The following is a 17183-nucleotide window of genomic DNA, read 5'->3' on the forward strand; positions in this document are numbered from 1 at the left end:
TCCGAGGACAGACGGCCGCGATCCGCGCGACCACGAAGGAAAATCGATGAACGCCAATCTGCGCAATTTCGCCCTTTGGGTCATTATTGTCTTGTTGCTATTGGCGCTGTTCACGCTCTTCCAAAATCCGGGCCAACGTGCGTCGTCGACCGACATCAATTTCTCGCAGCTGCTGACCGAGGTCGATCAGGGCAATGTGCGCGACGTCGTGATCCAGGGCCCCGAGATCCACGGCACCTTCAAGAACGGCACCTCGTTCCAGACCTATGCGCCGAGCGATCCGAATCTGGTCAAGCGCCTGTACGACGCCAAGGTCTCGATCCAGGCGAAGCCGCCGGGCGACAACGTGCCGTGGTTCGTGTCGTTGCTGGTGTCCTGGCTGCCGTTCATCGCGCTGATCGGCGTCTGGATCTTCCTGTCGCGGCAGATGCAGGGCGGCGCCGGCAAGGCGATGGGCTTCGGCAAGTCGCGTGCGAAGATGCTGACCGAGGCGCATGGCCGCGTGACATTCGAGGACGTCGCCGGCGTCGACGAGGCCAAGCAGGACCTGCAGGAGATCGTCGAATTCCTGCGCGACCCCGGCAAGTTCCAGCGGCTCGGTGGCCGCATTCCGCGCGGCGTGCTGCTGGTCGGCCCTCCCGGCACCGGCAAGACGCTTATCGCGCGCGCCGTCGCGGGTGAAGCCAACGTGCCGTTCTTCACGATCTCCGGTTCGGACTTCGTCGAGATGTTCGTCGGCGTCGGCGCCAGCCGCGTCCGCGACATGTTCGAGCAGGCCAAGAAGAACGCGCCCTGCATCATCTTCATCGACGAAATCGATGCCGTCGGTCGTCATCGTGGCGCCGGTCTCGGCGGTGGCAATGACGAGCGTGAGCAGACCCTCAACCAGCTGCTGGTCGAGATGGACGGCTTCGAGGCCAATGAGGGCGTGATCCTGATCGCCGCCACCAACCGGCCCGACGTGCTCGATCCGGCCTTGATGCGCCCAGGCCGCTTCGACCGTCAGGTCGTCGTCTCGAATCCCGACATCATGGGCCGCGAGCAGATCCTGAAGGTTCACGTCCGCAAGGTGCCGCTGGCGCCGGACGTCAACCTCAAGACCATCGCCCGCGGCACGCCCGGTTTTTCGGGCGCCGACCTGATGAACCTCGTCAACGAGGCCGCGCTGACCGCTGCCCGCCGCAACAAGCGGATGGTCACGCAGGCCGAGTTCGAGGAGGCGAAGGACAAGGTGCTGATGGGCGCCGAGCGCCGCTCGATGGTCATGAGCGAGGAAGAGAAGATGCTGACCGCCTATCACGAGGCGGGCCATGCGATCGTCGGCCTCAACGTTCCGAGCCACGACCCGATCCACAAGGCGACGATCATTCCGCGCGGACGTGCGCTCGGCATGGTGCAGTCGCTGCCCGAGGCCGACCGTCACTCGCACACCCGCGAGTGGTGCGTCTCCAAGCTCGCGATGATGTTCGGCGGCCGCGAGGCCGAGGTGCAGAAGTTCGGGGCGGAGAAGGTCACCAACGGCGCCACCGGCGACATCCAGCAGGCCACCAACCTCGCCCGCGCGATGGTGATGGAATGGGGCATGTCCGACAAGCTCGGCCGCGTCCGCTACCAGAGCAATGAGCAGGAGGTGTTCCTGGGTCATTCGGTGGCGCGCTCGACCAACATTTCGGACGACACCGCCCGCCTGATCGACTCCGAAATTCGCGGCCTGATCGAGGCCGGCGAGCAGGAAGCGCGCCGCATCATCACCGAGAAGCGCGAGGACTGGGAGGCCATCGCCCAGGCGCTGCTCGAATACGAGACGCTGACCGGCGAGGAGATCCTCGACCTGCTCAAGGGCAAGAAGCCCAACCGCGAGTCGGCGATCGAGCCGTCGACGCCGCGCGCCTCAGCCGTGCCGCCCGCGGGCAAGTCGCGCCCGCGTCCGGATCCGGATCCCGGCCTGGAGCCGCAGCCCCAGGCTTGAGCGGCGCCGGGTTTGTCGGGAGCGGCGTCTCCCGATCTGAAAGATCAAGAGATTGAGACGATAGGCCCGGTTCGCAGCCGGGCTTTTCGTTGTCTGCAACCCATTGCCTTTGTTAACGAATGCCCAGGGGTTGGGTATTCAGATGATGATGTTTTCGCGGGCGGCTTGCCGCCCGGCCTTGGGTTTTCTCGTGGTTTCGCTGACCGGTCTGGTCGGCCTCGATGGCGGTGAGGCTGCCGCGCAAGGCATTTTCGACACGGCCAAGTCCGGTCCTTTCACGTCGAGCTATTTCGGCGAGGCCACCTATTCCGCCGGCGGGGGCTGCTTCGGCAGCTATCTCCACGGCAGCGCGATGAGCGCATCGGGCCTCGCCGTCGGCGGCGCCGGGACAATCTGCGAGACGCCCTACGGCTCGGTGTTCGCGGTCGAGGTGCCGATCGTCTGGGCTGCGAATATGGCCGGCGGTGGCCTCGGCTCGGGCGCGGTGACCGCGCTGGCGCTGCCGGAGGCCCGGCTGAGCAATTTCGTCAGCGGGTCGGCGACCGGCGTCGATGCCGCGGGCAAGACCGTCGTGGGCGTCGTGCTGGGCGCCGATGGCACCCAGGCCAATTACGACATCTATCCCTACATCTGGCAGGCCAGCACGGCCGGCGCATTTGCGGGCGTCACGCCGACGCAGCTGCCGCTTCACGGCGCCGACACCGACGGCGCGGCCTATGGCATCAGTCCGAACGCCGCCTATGCGACCGGCTGGAGCGGGACGCTGCAGTTCAATGCGAGCTGGCCGCATGGGATCCTGACCGGCACGAGCACGATGCAGGCTGCCATCTGGAACCTCTCCACCAACTCGGTGCAGCTGCTCGGCGCCACGCCGGATCCGGTGAGCTCGCCGGCAAGCTCGGGCAAGGCGGTGGCCGACAACGGCACGGTGGTCGGCTGGTACGGACTGTTCCCGCGCGGGGCCTTCACCAACGACGTCAATCTTGCGCGCGGCTCGGGGCTGTTGCTGTCGGATACCGACCAGTTCGGTGACTATGCCACGATCTGGCAGCCCAAGCCGTTCGTCTGGACGCTCGCCTCGGGCACGATGACCCAGCTCGGCATGACGCCCTTGAACAACAGCTCGACGACCTACGCCTATGGCGAAGCGCGGGCGCTGAATGCGGGCAGCGGCAGCGTTGCCACCGGGAGCGTTGCCGTCGGCTGGCTCGGCAATTCGGCGACGAATTTCGAAGCGGTGCGCTGGAGCACGACCGACAATTGGGCCACCCATTCCACGTTGCAGCTCGCGACGGTGGCTCCTACCGACACCGACAATCTTGGCCGCCTCGGCGCGGTCGCCAATGCCGTTGATGCCTCCGGCAGCAACGTCGTCGGACGGGTGGAGTACGCCTGCACGGCGAGCAGCAGCGGCCTCTGTTCGCAGGCGGTCTACTGGTCCGTCACCTCGGACGGGCAGTCATCGTCGGGCGCCACGCTGGCGTCGATCCTGGCCAGCCTCGGCGTCGGCACCGCCAATGTCACGCTGACCGACGCGACCGGGATCGCGGTCTCAGCGACGAGCTCGTCGTCGAACATTCTCATCCTCGGCAGCGGTCACCGCAACGATGCCGACAGCACGCAGGACCTGTTCCTGGTGCAGCTGACCCGTACGGCGTCGACACCGACGGATACGGCGCCGACATCCGGCAGCATCACCAGCGTGCTGGAGCAGAGGGCCTCGCTCGCCAGCCTGGGCGTCATCGCCAACCAAGGCGTGACTGCGACGGACGCCGCGATGGGCGCGCTTGCCACCGCCGCCGACTAGGACGGCCGGCGGCGAGGCGTCGCCATGGTGCGGCTTTGCCTATGGACTCGTGGCGGGCAATTCCAGCTATGGCACCAGCGGCACGGAGCTGTCCGGCACCTTCGGCCTGGCGCGCGCGCTCGCGCCATCGACCTCGATCGGCGTGTCCATTGGCGTGGCGGGCCTGCGCAACGGGCTCGGCTATGGCGGGCGCTTCGACGCACCGGGCGCGACCTTCGGCACCTATTTCGCCCATCGCCCCGAGACCGGATTCCAGTTCCTGGCGATGGCAGTCGCCTCGCTCTATCCCGACCTGACGCTGACGCGCGGCTATCTCAACGGGACGACGCTGGCGGGGTCGCAGGGCGCGACCCATGCGAGCTCTGCCGGCGCGATGGCGCGGATCGGCTGGGCGCTTGCGATCCCCGGAGCCAAGGCGACGGTCACGCCGTTCGTCCAGCTGTCCTACGTCAATGCGCGGGTCGGCGGCTTCGTTGAAAGCGGCGGCCCGTTCCCGGCCTCCATCTCCGCATTCAACGCGGCGGCGACGACGCTGCGCGTCGGTTCGCAGCTGCGCGGCGTGCTGACCGAGCGGATCACCGTGTTCGGCGGTCTCGCCTGGGCTAGCAATCTCCGCACCGATGCGCCGCTGGTGCAGGGCTCGCTGCTGGCGGCCGACTGCAGCGGTGCGGCGCCGCTCACGGCGTTCTGCGGCCTCTCCGGGCTCGGGCCGCGCCTGAGCCGGAGCTGGGTCGAGGGCAATGCCGGCCTGCGCTACGAGCTCGCGCCGGGATCGGCGGCGATGATCAGCGCCAATGCGGCGAGCCAGAACACGCTCACTTATGGACTCCAAGTCGGTTACAGCCGCGCCTTCTGAGCGCGGCTGTCCAGCGACCGAAGCCGATCGTTACGGCTTGTCGAACCAGGTCTTCCATTGCGGAACGGCGGTCGCGAACGTGCCGCGGTGGCTGGTCGGGCCGGTCGAGACCGCCTCAACCTTGCCGTTGCCGGCGCCGATCGCCTGCTGATAGGTCATCGCCAGCCGGCCGAGCCCGGTCGAGATCGCCTCGTCGGTCTCGCCGTAATAGTTGCGCACCGGCGTCCTGATGATCCAGCGATAGGCCTGCGTCTGCGCGACAAGGCGGCCGTAGGCCGACGCCGCGAAATATTGCGCATCGAAATAGTCCGGCCTGATCAGTCTGTGCAGGTCGGTCGGAACGTCGGCGACGTTGAACGGCTCGCGCTCATAGGCCTTGCGGGCAACGTCGTAATAGGTGTCGCTGATGACGGAGCGCGCCAGTCCCGGAACGCCGTAATAGTTCTCGAATGCAAAGGCCGACAGGATGAACAACGAGTTCACCCAGGCGGCGTCGTTCTTGCGTGGGAAGTTGAGGAACCCGTTCAGCGCGACGAACACGTCGACGGGCGCGCTCGCGGTCGCCGCGGCCGCGACGGGGACGCCGGCGCTTTCGAGCTTCTCGAGAAAGGCCATGGTCACGAAGCCGCCCTGCGACCAGCCAGCGATGGACAGTCTGCCCGTTGTAAGGTGCATGTCGTTGAGCACGGCGCGGCTGGCGAGCAGCATGTCGTAAGTCGCCTGCTGGTGGCTGGCCTTGACCATGTAGCCTTCCGGCTCGGTCGAGAGGCCCATGCCGAAATAGTCGGCGGCGATCAGCACATCGCCCTGGCCGGCAAACTGCGCGATCATCAGCTGCGTCTCGGGTGACTGCTCCGGGAAAGACGGCACCTCCTGTTTTCCGTACACCGTGCCGTGCTGATAGGACACCATCGGCGGAGTCTTGTCAGAGGCTTCCGGCACCGCGAGCAGGCCTGTCGCGGTGATCGGCTTGTTGCCGCGCTCGGGGACGACAGAGGCGTAGGTGACGCGATAAAGCCGGACGGACGTCTGAGCCGGGGTGTAGGCGACCTGGACGCCGGCGAATTTCGGCGTGTCGACGGTCAGGATCCTGTTCAGCCGGTCGGCGTCCCAGCGCGCCAGGAATTCATAGGAGACGTCGGACGTAACGCGCACCGCGCCCTTGTCCTGGGCGCGGCCGGCTGCGGGCACGATCAGGAGGAGAGCAAGAAGGATGAGACGAAAGGGCATGTGGACTCCTGCGGATCGGCCGTCGGTTGCATCGGAGCCCAGAAATACAAATTGCGTGTAAACAATCGGTGCGGTCCCGAGCTGTTGCTCAGTCCCGAGCCGGCGCGCGCGGGCGCCTGAGCGATTGCGCTTAAGCCTTCTTCAAGCCTCCCGGCCTATGGCTTGAGCAGGAGTGCGCCCGTGTCGGCGCGGGCGAGGTTCAGATGGCCGACAATTCTGATGCCGCCGCGATCCCACCGCGTCGCGGCGTTCCATTGAGCCTGTTCGCAGTCTGCTTCGCGCTCGCCTGCATCAACGCCGCATTCTTCCCCGCAGGCCTCTTCTCCGGCATCTGGATCTGGGGCGCCGACGGGCTCGGCATTCCCACCGACTTCGTCAATGTCTGGGCCGCGGGCAAGCTAGCGCTGCAGGGACATCCGGCGCTGGCGTGGGACTGGGACGTGCAGCGTCAGGTCGAGCTCGATCTGTTGGGGCAGGATTTCCCTGGCTATTTCGCCTGGCACTATCCGCCACCGTTCCTGTTCGTTGCAGCCTTCCTTGCGCAGTTTCCCTACACGATCGCCTTCGCCGGCTGGGCGGCTACGAGCTTCATCCCGTACGCACTGGTGATCCGCGCGATCGTCGGCCGCGGCTTCGGGCTGCTGCTCGCGGCCGGCTTTCCGGCGCTGTTCTCGAATACGCTCGTCGGCCAGAACGGCTGTCTGACTGCGGCCCTTGTCGGCGGCACGCTGTATTGGCTGCCGGTGCGGCCGGTGCTGGCCGGCGTCTGTCTCGGGCTCCTGACCTACAAGCCGCAATATGGTCTGCTGTTTCCAATTCTGCTGATCGCAACCCAACGCTGGACGGCGTTCGTCTCGGCGAGCGTCACTGCGGTGGTGCTTGCGCTCGCATCCTGGATGGCCTTTGGGCTCGAGAGCTGGCAGGCGTTCCTTCATTGGCTGCCGATGTTCTCCCAGGCGTTCCTGACCGAAGGCAAGGCGACCTGGTGGAAGCTGCAGAGCCTGTTCTCGCTGGTGCGCTATTTCGGCGGCTCCGAAGCACTCGGCTGGACCTTCCAATGGGTGCTGACGGCCGCCGTCGCGGTGGTGCTGGTGACGCTGTGGCGCAGCCCGGTGCGCTACGCGCTGAAGGCGGCGGCGCTGGCGGTCGGGCTTCTGCTCACCACGCCCTATCTGTTCATGTACGACATGATGGTGCAGGCGATTGCCGTGGCCTGGCTGGTGCGAATCGGCCTCGGCGAAGGTTTCCGCCGCTATGAGCTGCCTGCGCTCGGTACCGTCGCGGCCCTGCAGATCACCTTCATGATGACCGGCATTCCTCTTGGCCTGGCGGCCAATCTGATCATGGGCGGGCTGGTGCTGGCCCGGGCCGGATCATGGTGGCGGCGGCAGCCGGCGTCGCAGCCTACGCTCGCCGCGGCCTGAAGGTCGCATGGCCGGTACCATGGCCGTGATTCCGCTTGTCTTCTTTCCTGAACAGGTGTTCAGTTCTTCCAAGCGATTTGCGAGGACGATCCTCCAAAAACACTGAACCAGCGTTCGCCGGACGGTCCCGGACGGGCGCGTCTGGGATGAGAAGCGCCATGGTGTACCGGCGAACCCATCAGGTCGTGAAGCGGCTGGCCGCCCGCCGTAGCGCGATCCTGGCCGCCGCCCGCGAATGCGCAGCTGAAGGCGGCATGTCGGCTGTTCAGATTGCCCCGGTGGCGGTCCGGGCCAACGTGGCCGCCGGCACCGTCTACCGCTACTTTCCTTCCAAGGCCGACCTGATTTCCGAGCTGATCGCCGAGGTGTCGCGCGACGAACTGGCCGCGGTCCGGCGCGCCGCCGACGCCGCCCCCGGTCCGTCCTCGGCGCTGGCGGCGGCCGTCTCGACCGTCGCCGTGCATGTGCTGTCGCAGCGCAAGCTGGCCTGGGGCATCCTGGCCGAGCCGGTCGACGTCGACGTCACCGCCTCGCGCATCGCCAGCCGCCGCGAGATCGTCGGCGAGATCGCCTCGCGCATCGATGCCGCCGTCCGCGCCGGCCATCTTCCGGCGCAGGACACCCAGCTGGCGGCAACAGCGCTGCTCGGCGCGCTGCACGAGGCGCTGGTGGGGCCGCTCGCGACCGACACGCTCGACGATCCCGCCAAGCTGCGTGACACCGTCCAGGCCGTCACCTTGCTGGCGCTGCGCGCGGTCGGCGTGATGGATGCGCGTGCCCGCGGCCTCGTCGTCCAGGCGGTGCTGCCGGTCAAGAGTCTGGTCGGCGCGTAGTACCTCCAAGCGAGCGACACTTAATCAAGGATTCATGCGTCGCCGCCATGGTCGGGTGCGGCGCCGGGACGGCCGCCGCGGCTCGCAGCTCCAGGTGCTTTTCCCCGAACGATGGCCCTCGCACGCAAACATCTGGTGACGCCGCTCGTGATCGCCGGATCGGCCATTGCCGGCGCGATCTACGCCTACGTCGTTGGCGAGGACATCAACTGGGACTGGCAGAACTATCACGACTATGCCGGCTTCGCGCTCGTTCACGGCCGCTTCGATCTCGATGTTGCGCCGGGCGGCTTCCAGAGTTTCCTCAATCCGCTGATCTATCTGCTGCCCTACGTCGTCCGCCATGGGCTCGAGACGCCCTGGTGGGGCGTCGCGCTCGGCGCACTGCATGGCCTGAACCTTGCCGTGGTCTGGTGGGTGGCGCGCGTGCTGCTCGATCGCAGTGCCGATGTTTTCGCGCTCGGTGCCGCTGTCCTCATCGCCGCGCTCAGCCCCATGACCCTGTCCGAGGTCGGCACCAGCTTCGCCGATATCCTGACCGCGATGCCGATCCTTGTCGCGGTCGGCCTGATCTTTCGCGATGACGACGAACGCGGCCGTCGCTTCCTCATCGCCGGCCTGCTGATCGGAGCTGCTACAGGGCTGAAGCTGACCAACGCGACCTACCTGATCGGAGCCGGCGTCTCGCTGCTGCTGGTGGCGCAGCCGCTGCGGGCGTTGGTCATGTTCGGCGCCGGCAGCGCGCTGGCTGGGATGGTGACGGCGGGGCCGTGGGCGCTGAAGATGATGCGCGACTTCGGCAGCCCGCTGTTTCCATTCTACAATACGCTCTTCCGCTCGCCCGAGGCGCCGCAGATCTCGATCGCCGATACGCGCTTCATGCCGTCCGGCGTGCTCGATGCGCTCGCCTATCCGTTCTATTGGGTGGTCGGCAAGCATCCGTCGTCGGAATGGGCGTTCCGCGATCCGCGCTTCGCCGTCGTCATCGTGCTGTTGATCGCGCTGATCCTCACTGGCCTGGGGCAGCGGCGCGAGGTGCTGGCGTTGCGCGACCGGCGCCTCGTCATCTTCTTCTGGATCAGCTATCTGCTGTGGATGCTGGCGTTCTCCATCCAGCGCTATCTGATGCCGCTGGAGCTGTTGGCGGCGCCGCTGATCGTGCTGCTGCTGATACGCCTGATCGATGCCTGGCGCGGGCATGCGGCCATGGCGTTATCGGCACGAAGCAGGCAGGCCGTCATCGTCGGCACTGCGGCTGTCATCGCGCTGGCCTCGCAACCGACCGACTGGATGCGGCGGCCGTGGTCCGATCCATACCGGCCGCAGCTCGCCGATGCCTTGCTGCGACCGGCGACGTTCCTGCTGCTGCAGAAGCCGCTCGGCTACGTCACATCGTTCCTGCCGCAAGGCTCGCGCGTCTATCAATTGTCCGAGCTGGTGGTTCCGATCGTCCCCGGCGGCGTGCTCGACCGCCGTGTTCGAAACGGCTTGGCCGAACCGCTGCCCGGCGGGGTGTGGGCGCTGTATTATGCGGAGAGTCCGGCCGACAATCCGCCGCGGCTCGACGTGCTCAATGACTACGCTCTCGCGATCGACGGCGCGCGCCGTTGCGAGCGTATCCCAGGCGCCGACGGCACCGACATCCTGGCCTGTCCGGTCATAACGGCTGCGGGGCCCGCGGCCTCGACCGCAGGCCTGAGGCCCGGCATCAGCACCGATTGACTGGCGTCAGAGATGGGCTTCGCTGGACGGCCCGACATAGGCGATGCGCACCATGTTGGTCGTGCCGGGCGTGCCGAGCGGAACGCCGGCAACGACGATGACGCGCTGGCCGGCTCGGACGAAGCCGTCGCGGAACGCGATCGAGCCGGCGCGCTCGACCATGTCGTCCTGGTCGCGCGCGTCTTCCGCCACCACGCAATGCACCCCCCACACGACGGACAACCGGCGTCCGGTCGCGAGATTCGGCGTGATCGCGACCACGGGCGGCTTCGGCCGCTCGCGGGCGACGCGGATTGCAGTGGAGCCAGACGAGGTCCAGCAGATGATCGCCGGCAGATCCAGGTTTTCGGCGATCCGGCGGGCGGCTTCCGCGATGGCGTCGCCGGCGGTCGATTCCGGCTCGGGGCGCTGGGCCGCGATCACGGAGCGATAGACCGCGTCGCGCTCGACCTCCTCGCCGATCCGGTTCATGGTCGAGACTGCTTCGACCGGATATTTGCCGGCCGCCGATTCGGCCGACAGCATGATCGCATCGGCGCCTTCGTACACCGCAGTGGCCACGTCGGAGACCTCGGCACGGGTCGGCACCGGCGACTGGATCATCGATTCCAGCATCTGAGTCGCGACCACCACCGGCTTGCCGGCGCGGCGCGCCATCCGCGTCATCAGCTTCTGCAGGCCCGGCACGCGCTCCAGCGGCAGTTCGACGCCGAGATCGCCACGCGCCACCATCAATGCGTCGGAGACGTCGATGATGTCAGGCAATCGATCGATCGCCTGCGGCTTCTCGATCTTGGACATCACGGCGGCGCGGCCGCGGATGATCTTCTTGGCTTCGAGCACGTCGTCGGCGCGCTGCACGAAGGACAATGCGATCCAGTCGATGCCGATGTTCAAGGCGGCCTCGAGATCGGCGCGGTCCTTCGGCGTCATCGCGGAGACCGGCAGGTCGGTATCCGGCAGGCTCACGCCCTTGCGATCGGACATCTTGCCGCCGATGACGACGCGCGTCACGGCGCGGGTCGGGGAGGTCTCCTCGGCGATCAGGCGCACCTTGCCGTCATCGAGCAGCAGCGCGTGGCCCGGCTGCAGCGCGGCCAGGATTTCCGGATGCGGCAGGTACACCCGCGTCGCATCGCCCGGCGTCTTGTCCGAATCGAGCACGAAGCTCTGGCCGTTGTTCAGCTGCACCGGCCCTTCGGCGAAGGTGCCGACCCTGAGCTTCGGGCCCTGCAGATCGACCAGGATGCCGATCGGCCGGCCGTAGCTCGCCTCGACGCTGCGGATCGTCGCCACCATCTCCCGCAGCTTGTCGTGCGGCGTATGGCTCATGTTGATCCGGAAGATATCGGCTCCGGCCTCGAACAGCTTGCGAATCATCGCGCTGTCCGAGGAGGCGGGACCGAGCGTGGCGAGGATCTTGATGCGGCGCAGGCGTCTCATGGCTTCGGCGTCTGCCCGGACGGCAGGCCGGACCCCGGAGGCGGCGCGGCCTGAGGCCCGTTGGGCAGGCCGGGGACGTTGCCGCCCGGTCCAAGCGTGCCGGGAATGCCGGGCACGCGCTGTTGCGCCGGCTGCTCATTGGCTTCGGTCAGCTGCACGGTCCAGGCGCGCTGGTCGGCGGTGTCGACCTCGAAAAAGCCGGTGCGGTCGAAGCCGCGTGCCAGGCAATTGTCGGTGCCCTTGATGGTGAACTCCTTGTCGCGCGAGCACATGAAGGCCTGTCCCGACCATTCGCCGCCGCGGTCATAGTCCAGCGCGTAGATGTAATAATAGCGCGCGACCAGCGTGCCCTTGAGCAGCGTTTCGCAGCTGCGAGACGATACGTTCCACCAGCCTTCGGTGGTCCAGCCCTCGGCGTCCTTGTAGCCGAGGGCGATCCCGACCCGGCTCGAGGTGTTGTTGCAGAGCCGGAAATCAGCCGCCGCCGGGCTGGTTGACAGACAGAGCGCGGCCAGCCCAAGCAGCGAAAGCAGTCCGAAACCGGGGCGACGGGGAATGCGATGCAGGATGGAGGAGATTTTGGGGATCATTGCGCGACGCTATATCAAACGTTGATTGATGTCGCGCGACTTGGCTGCGGCTGTCAACGGCAAGGCAATTTCGTGGCGAAGGCGGATTCGATCGCACTCCTCGCTCCCTTGACGGTGCTGCGATATGGCCAAACCTGCGACGATGCCGCATCATATAGCAGAGATCCGCCACCATGCGGAACAGGGAAGCAAAGCGATGACCATCGACAGCACCACTCGGACCGAACTCGAAGCCGCTGCGTTCCGCAGGCTCATCGAGCACCTGCGGACCCGAACCGACGTTCAGAATATCGACCTGATGAACCTGGCCGGCTTCTGCCGCAACTGCCTCTCCAACTGGCTGAAGGACGCTGCCGACGCCCAGGGGGCGGCGATGACCAAGGATGAGAGCCGCGAGGCGGTCTATGGCATGCCCTACGACGAGTGGAAGGCGAAGCATCAGCGCGAAGCGAGCGCCGAGCAGATCGAGGCCATGAAGAAGGTGCATCCGGGCCATTGAGCCTTCGGGTCACCGGCAGCCTGCGAATCGGAGTCCTGTCCGGGAGGCGCACAAAACGCAAGCGACCCGGCCCATGGCGTTGCCGCGCAGCTTGCCGGGCCCAACAACATGTGGGCGCTCTGTGGATGAGGGCGATGTCTGCTTGACGCAGGGCACACCAGATTTGAGGGTCGCGGCGAACACGCGGCGCCCGCAGGCGCCTTTATTGGACACACGAGTTCCACTCAGGAGTATCAGATGGTCACCGCCGCCGCGAAGGACGACGAGTCGCCCGCGACCCGCTTTGCCGTAGACCAGCTCAAGTCGATCATCGAGCGCATCGAGCGGCTGGAGGAGGAGAAGAAGGCGATCTCCGAGGACATCAAGGACGTCTATGCCGAGAGCAAGGGCAACGGCTTCGACGTCAAGGCGCTGCGTACGATCATCCGGCTGCGCAAGCAGGACCCCAATGAGCGTCAGGAAGAGGAAAGCATCCTCGAGACCTACATGCAGGCGCTGGGCATGATCTGAGCGCCTGCTGCGCTCAAACTTCCTGAACGTCTATCCGAGCCATCCTGCCTCCGCGCCATCGACGCGGGGGCATTTGCGCGTCAGGAACGAAGCCGGGGTCTGTCACTGCGGCCGTCAGCGCAAGGCCGCGGCGCGCATCGTGAAGGATTTGATCTCGAGCTTGATGATCGCAGGCCCGCTGAACTGGTCATAGCTCAGCCCCGGCGTCGGATCGGCAGAGAAGGTCATCGCCAGCGCCGTCTGCGGCTTCACGAAATAGCTGCGCATGACGGTGAGATCGGGATCGCCGAGCTTGGTCACCGACATCGATGACGATGCGCTGGGCGTCAGCATGATCGCGCGCATCCAGGTCGAATCGGGCCCCTTGGCCGACGACATCCGGGTCGCCATCGTGATCAGGCCGTCCTGGCTCTGGCCGCCCTTGGCATCGCTCGCCGTCGGTGCGGGGCGGGTGGCCGCCGGACGAGAGTTTCGCACCGGCATCGGCGCGGTGGCAGCATTGCCGCGATCGGCCGCGGGCGCCGGGGCGAAGGCCATGGCCTGCATCAGGCTCGCCGTCTGCGGTTGATCGATCGCCGACAGCGCGCGGCGGGCGGTGATCGCTGCCACCTGCTCGGGCGTCGCCTGCTTCGGCGTGCTCGGATTGTCACCCCAGAAGCCACGGGCATTGATGATGTCGGCGACGCTTTGCGGTGCACCGTCCCGCGACGGGGCGCTGATCGCACTCGTGGTCTCGGGCTTGGTGTCCGACTTCGGTGCCGTCGGCTGCTGCACCGCCTGCGAATCGGCCGATGCCAGCTGCAGGGCATTGGTGATCTTGCCACGCGCCGTCGAGGGCTTGTTGTCGGCCGTCTTGGACGTGAGCGCATTGGACGTGAGCGCGGCGGTCTGCACCGGCTTGGTGTTGGTATCGGCCTTCTCGCTCTCGCCGGCCTCCTCGTCATCCTCGCTCGGACGACCACGGAACAGCCGCGCCAACAGGCCGGACCGCCCAGACGACGCGTCGTCGCCCGGACCGCGCTTCTCGATCTCGGCCTTGGCGAGCTCATAGCCCTTGAGCGGGACACCATTGCTTGGGACGTGGACGGTCTTGCCATCCGGGAAGACGCGCGCAAGCTGGTCGGCCGTCATCCGCGGCCAGTGGCGAATGTTGCCGGTGTCGAGGTGAACGAACGGCGAGCCCGATGTCGGATAGAAGCCGACGCCGCCGCGCTGCAGACGCAGGCCGGCGTAGCGGATCTGCTCCAGCGGCACGCCCGGGATATGGAAGTCCATCGCGTGGCCCAGCATGTGCTGGCTGTGGCGGGCCACCCCGGAATGCGCCGAGCGGCGGCGCAACATCGAATTGGTGGCGGGGGAGCGGTACGATGAGATGATCTGGATCGGCTGCTTGCCGTCGACGTCGCGATAGACCTCCCAGAGGATATCGAACAGCCGGCGGTCCATGACCGTCTCGTCCTGGGTGCGCCAGTCGCGCAGGAAGTGATTGAGCTTCTTCAGCGCGTCTTCGTCATAGCGGCCTTCGCGCTTGAAGGTGACCGTCAGGTCCTCGCCGGAATGGGTGTGGTGGAAGGTGAGGGTGCGGGTTTCGTTGAGGGCCTCTGCGTCGCGTACCGTGCCCGCTCCGACCAGCAGGAGCAGCGAAGCAAGGCCGAAGCGGCAGATTGCGCTCCATCCCGCTCCGGGTAGCGAACGCGATTGGCGCGCGAAAACAGACAGCAAGATGCAGCCCACCCCGTCGACGAGCGTTTACTCAGATACCCTCTTGCGGCCCGTCCGGCGGAAGAGAGAGGAAACGCTTACCTAAGGCGGGATGGTTAAGGGATACTGACCGACCCGCCCCCCAATTACCCTTAACATATACGCTTGAGTGTGGCGAAAAAGTGCCATCGAATCGTGGTTGATCATTGTGGTTAATCACAAATTAAAACCTCGCCGTCGGTCTCCCGGTCGGCGAGGTCTTTGATCTGAAATCGAAATTTGACGTCTAGGGCCGCAGCCCGATCACCGGGTGAAGACCCGCCGCGACGGCCGGCCGACCGGGGCCGGCGGCGTCGGCTGACCGCCACCACCAAACAGCCGTTCGAAGAAGTTCGGGCTGGACGAGCCCGACGAGAAGCTGTTGTCGCTGACGTTGACCGCGTTGGGCAGCGGTCCCTTCGGGCGCGAATAGTTCGGCTGGGCGTGCGCGACGACGTTTTCCAGATCCTTGCCGCGGCTGCTCTTGAGGATCGAGATCATGGTCGCGTCGCGGCCATAGACGTCCTTGCGGAACTGCAGCTTGCCGGCATCGTCCACGAACGCGGTCTGGTAGGTGATGTTCACCGGGATCGGCGTCGGGAATTTCAGGTCGATCTCGCTCGAGCCGTACATGCTGCGGATGCGCTCCGGCGTGTAGCGCTCGTTCGGCATGGTGATGTTGAGCAGAACAGCGGCGTACTGATCCGGATACTGCACGCGCATGCAGCCATGGCTGAAGGCGCGTTCGTCGCGGGCGAACAGGTTCTTGTCCGGGGTGTCGTGCTGATAGACCAGGAACTTGTTCGGGAAGTTGAAGCGGATGCGGCCGAGCGCATTGGCCTCGCCCGGGGGCTGCGAGATGTGGATCGAGCCGTCACGGGCACGCTCGAGCCGCAGGCCCATGCGGTCGAGCACGGTCGGGTCCTGCTGCAGCGCCGGCAGATACTCGTTGTAGATGATCGACGGCGGCACGTTCCAGGTCGGGTTGACGGTGATGAACTTCATCGTCTCGCTGAGCAGCGGCGTCGCATGCTGGCCGGGCTTGCCGGTCACCACGCGGGTGGTCCAGACCTGCGCGCCGCGCTGCATCACCTTCAGCGTGTAGTCGGGGATATTGAGGATGACATAGGCGTCGCCGATCGAGGGGGCGCCGAGGTCGCGCGGCAGCCAGCGCCAGCGCTCCATGTTGACGAGGACCGTGTCGATCTGCTTGTCGCGCTTGGGCGTGTTGAGCGCCTTGACGGTGCGGTCGTCGAGCACACCGGTCGGCTTGAGATCGACGCTCTCCTGGAACTTACGGACCGCGGCTGCGACCTTGGCGTCGTAGCGGATGTCGTCGGTGTTCTCGGTGATGCCGAGCTTGGCGCGCAGCTTCGGCACGCGCGGGTCGGACATCTGCGCCTCGGCCTCCGGCGCGTTCTTGCCGCGCGCAGGGGTGTATTTCAGCGGCTCGCCGTCGTCGATGATGATCGGCGCACCGTCGGGGCCGCCGCGCAGCTCGGCGAGCTTGGCCTTCAGCAGCTTGTAGAGCTTGTGCGGCGGGTTGTAGCTGTCGAGCGCCGCCGACGCATCCTTGGCGCCGGTGACATTGGCCAGCACCTCGTTCGGGTCGATCGGATGCTCGGGATACTGGATGTCGGCCGACACCTGCGACCAGTGCATGCGGCCGCTCTGCGCCTGCCGCGCGTAGTCCAGCATGCTCTCAGTGAGCTTGAGATCGGCTTCCGCGAGGGCGTCCGGGGTGGACGCTGCGGCGGTGAAATCCGGCACCGGATAGTCGGCGGGATTGAGACCGTCGGCGGCGGCGTCCCTCAGCCGGGCCATGACGCCCTTGGCCGCAGCCGTCACGCTGCCGCTCTGGGTCCAGATCGGCGCATAGTCGCGGCCGGTGTAGAATTTCTCGACCGCGGCGCGCTCGGCCTTCCGGTCGAAATATTTGGTCGCCTTGGTGGCCATCAGATCACGCAGGCGGTCTGCAACCGGCTGGTCCGCCGCAGGCACGCTGCTCGCGGCCTTGACCGGATCCTTCGCGGTGTCGGGTGCCGTTGCCGTCGCGGGAGTCGCCGGCGGCGGGCTTGCAACGGTCTTGGCCGGATCGGTTGCAGGCACCGCAACCGATTCGAGCGGCTTGGCCGGCTCGGGCGCCTTGGCCTGGCTGGGCGAAACGGTCGCGGTCGTATCGGGCTTGAAATCGCTGGCGGTCGGCGGCGGCACGTTGGCCGGCTCCGGCAACGGAATGGCCGCGTCGATGGCCAGCTCGGCAGCGCTGTTGCGGGGCGGGTCGTTCTGGGCGAGAGCAGAGGTCGAGGACACCGCGAGGAAGGTCGCCGCGATAGCCATCAGCACGCGGTCATATCCGCCACGGGTGGTCACACAATCTCGCATCGTCAATCCCTCGGATGATCTGTCCCTTCCGGAACAGGGTCGGTAACAAGGTCGATCTCTGCCCGCCAGCTTCGGCTCGAGCACCGCCCGTGAGCGAGCACCGCCCGTGAGAATGGGTCACGCCTGCACGTGGTGATTCACGCCCAAACGATACTTAAGCCCCACTTCTGCGGCC

The 17183-nt window shown here is 66.5% G+C and carries 13 protein-coding genes; 8 read left to right on the forward strand and 5 right to left on the reverse strand.

What is annotated here, in order from left to right; genetic code table 11:
• The first annotated feature begins 46 nt into the window (after positions 1-46).
• From ftsH to QQL87_RS18440, 3 genes are all read left to right on the forward strand, one after another.
• The gene (gene ftsH, locus QQL87_RS18430; protein WP_284420345.1) at positions 47-1969 is read left to right on the forward strand and encodes an ATP-dependent zinc metalloprotease FtsH; all 1923 of its coding nucleotides are present in this window, start codon (positions 47-49) and stop codon (positions 1967-1969) included.
• A gap of 190 nt (positions 1970-2159) precedes the next feature.
• Entirely contained in the window at positions 2160-3776 is a 1617-nt protein-coding gene (locus tag QQL87_RS18435; RefSeq protein WP_284424116.1) for a hypothetical protein, read from the forward strand.
• Complete coding sequence (locus QQL87_RS18440) at positions 3757-4632, forward strand: autotransporter outer membrane beta-barrel domain-containing protein (RefSeq protein ID WP_284420342.1); 876 nt, start codon at positions 3757-3759, stop codon at positions 4630-4632. Before QQL87_RS18435 ends, QQL87_RS18440 begins: the two co-directional genes overlap by 20 nt.
• A 30-nt stretch (positions 4633-4662) precedes the next feature.
• On the opposite strand, the gene QQL87_RS18445 is transcribed toward QQL87_RS18440, so the two are convergent.
• Complete coding sequence (locus tag QQL87_RS18445) at positions 4663-5862, reverse strand: alpha/beta hydrolase (RefSeq protein WP_284420341.1); 1200 nt, start codon at positions 5860-5862, stop codon at positions 4663-4665.
• Between the two features lie 203 nt (positions 5863-6065).
• On the opposite strand from QQL87_RS18445, the gene QQL87_RS18450 reads away from it, so the two are divergent.
• The 3 genes from QQL87_RS18450 to QQL87_RS18460 all read left to right on the forward strand — a co-directional run bounded on the left by QQL87_RS18450 (position 6066) and on the right by QQL87_RS18460 (position 9841).
• A complete protein-coding gene (locus tag QQL87_RS18450; RefSeq protein WP_284420340.1) occupies positions 6066-7286 on the forward strand; it encodes a glycosyltransferase family 87 protein in 1221 nt (406 codons plus the stop codon).
• Positions 7287-7444: 158 nt separating this feature from the next.
• Positions 7445-8119, forward strand: coding sequence for a TetR/AcrR family transcriptional regulator (locus QQL87_RS18455; RefSeq protein WP_284420339.1), 675 nt, complete (start codon positions 7445-7447; stop codon positions 8117-8119).
• Positions 8120-8230: 111 nt separating this feature from the next.
• Positions 8231-9841, forward strand: a complete 1611-nt coding sequence (locus QQL87_RS18460; protein ID WP_284420338.1) for a glycosyltransferase family 87 protein — start codon at positions 8231-8233, stop codon at positions 9839-9841.
• Positions 9842-9847: 6 nt separating this feature from the next.
• Here the strand turns inward: QQL87_RS18460 and pyk are convergent, their stop codons facing one another.
• Both pyk and QQL87_RS18470 read right to left on the reverse strand, forming a co-directional pair.
• A complete protein-coding gene (pyk, locus tag QQL87_RS18465) occupies positions 9848-11284 on the reverse strand; it encodes a pyruvate kinase (RefSeq protein WP_284420336.1) in 1437 nt (478 codons plus the stop codon).
• Positions 11281-11874 carry a DUF1036 domain-containing protein gene (locus QQL87_RS18470; protein WP_284420335.1) on the reverse strand — a complete coding sequence of 198 codons (594 nt, stop codon included), beginning with the start codon at positions 11872-11874 and terminating at the stop codon, positions 11281-11283. Before QQL87_RS18470 ends, pyk begins: the two co-directional genes overlap by 4 nt.
• Positions 11875-12070: 196 nt before the next feature.
• Here QQL87_RS18470 and QQL87_RS18475 point away from each other — a divergent pair, with 196 nt between their 5' ends.
• Both QQL87_RS18475 and QQL87_RS18480 read left to right on the forward strand, forming a co-directional pair.
• Complete coding sequence (locus QQL87_RS18475; RefSeq protein ID WP_284420375.1) at positions 12071-12373, forward strand: DUF1244 domain-containing protein; 303 nt, start codon at positions 12071-12073, stop codon at positions 12371-12373.
• 237 nt (positions 12374-12610) lie between these two features.
• Positions 12611-12883, forward strand: a complete 273-nt coding sequence (locus QQL87_RS18480; RefSeq protein ID WP_284420334.1) for a DUF2312 domain-containing protein — start codon at positions 12611-12613, stop codon at positions 12881-12883.
• 114 nt (positions 12884-12997) lie between these two features.
• Here the strand turns inward: QQL87_RS18480 and QQL87_RS18485 are convergent, their stop codons facing one another.
• Together QQL87_RS18485 and QQL87_RS18490 are read right to left on the reverse strand one after the other, a co-directional pair.
• Positions 12998-14605, reverse strand: coding sequence for a peptidoglycan L,D-endopeptidase MepK (locus QQL87_RS18485; RefSeq protein WP_284420332.1), 1608 nt, complete (start codon positions 14603-14605; stop codon positions 12998-13000).
• A 282-nt stretch (positions 14606-14887) separates the two neighbouring features.
• Positions 14888-17008, reverse strand: coding sequence for a L,D-transpeptidase family protein (locus QQL87_RS18490; protein ID WP_502871187.1), 2121 nt, complete (start codon positions 17006-17008; stop codon positions 14888-14890).
• Between the last annotated feature and the right edge of the window lie 175 nt (positions 17009-17183).

Source organism: Bradyrhizobium sp. SSBR45G (assembly GCF_030159255.1).
Classification (GTDB): Bacteria; Pseudomonadota; Alphaproteobacteria; order Rhizobiales; family Xanthobacteraceae; genus Bradyrhizobium.

Coding starts and splice junctions, on each gene's coding strand:
- QQL87_RS18480 (WP_284420334.1), top strand. CDS start 12,611: ATGGTCACCGCCGCCGCGAAGGACGACGAGTCGCCCGCGACCCGCTTT.
- pyk (WP_284420336.1), bottom strand. CDS start 11,284: ATGAGACGCCTGCGCCGCATCAAGATCCTCGCCACGCTCGGTCCCGCC.
- QQL87_RS18470 (WP_284420335.1), bottom strand. CDS start 11,874: ATGATCCCCAAAATCTCCTCCATCCTGCATCGCATTCCCCGTCGCCCC.
- QQL87_RS18490 (WP_502871187.1), bottom strand. CDS start 17,008: ATGCGAGATTGTGTGACCACCCGTGGCGGATATGACCGCGTGCTGATG.
- QQL87_RS18450 (WP_284420340.1), top strand. CDS start 6,066: ATGGCCGACAATTCTGATGCCGCCGCGATCCCACCGCGTCGCGGCGTT.
- QQL87_RS18460 (WP_284420338.1), top strand. CDS start 8,231: ATGGCCCTCGCACGCAAACATCTGGTGACGCCGCTCGTGATCGCCGGA.
- QQL87_RS18475 (WP_284420375.1), top strand. CDS start 12,071: ATGACCATCGACAGCACCACTCGGACCGAACTCGAAGCCGCTGCGTTC.
- ftsH (WP_284420345.1), top strand. CDS start 47: ATGAACGCCAATCTGCGCAATTTCGCCCTTTGGGTCATTATTGTCTTG.
- QQL87_RS18445 (WP_284420341.1), bottom strand. CDS start 5,862: ATGCCCTTTCGTCTCATCCTTCTTGCTCTCCTCCTGATCGTGCCCGCA.
- QQL87_RS18455 (WP_284420339.1), top strand. CDS start 7,445: ATGGTGTACCGGCGAACCCATCAGGTCGTGAAGCGGCTGGCCGCCCGC.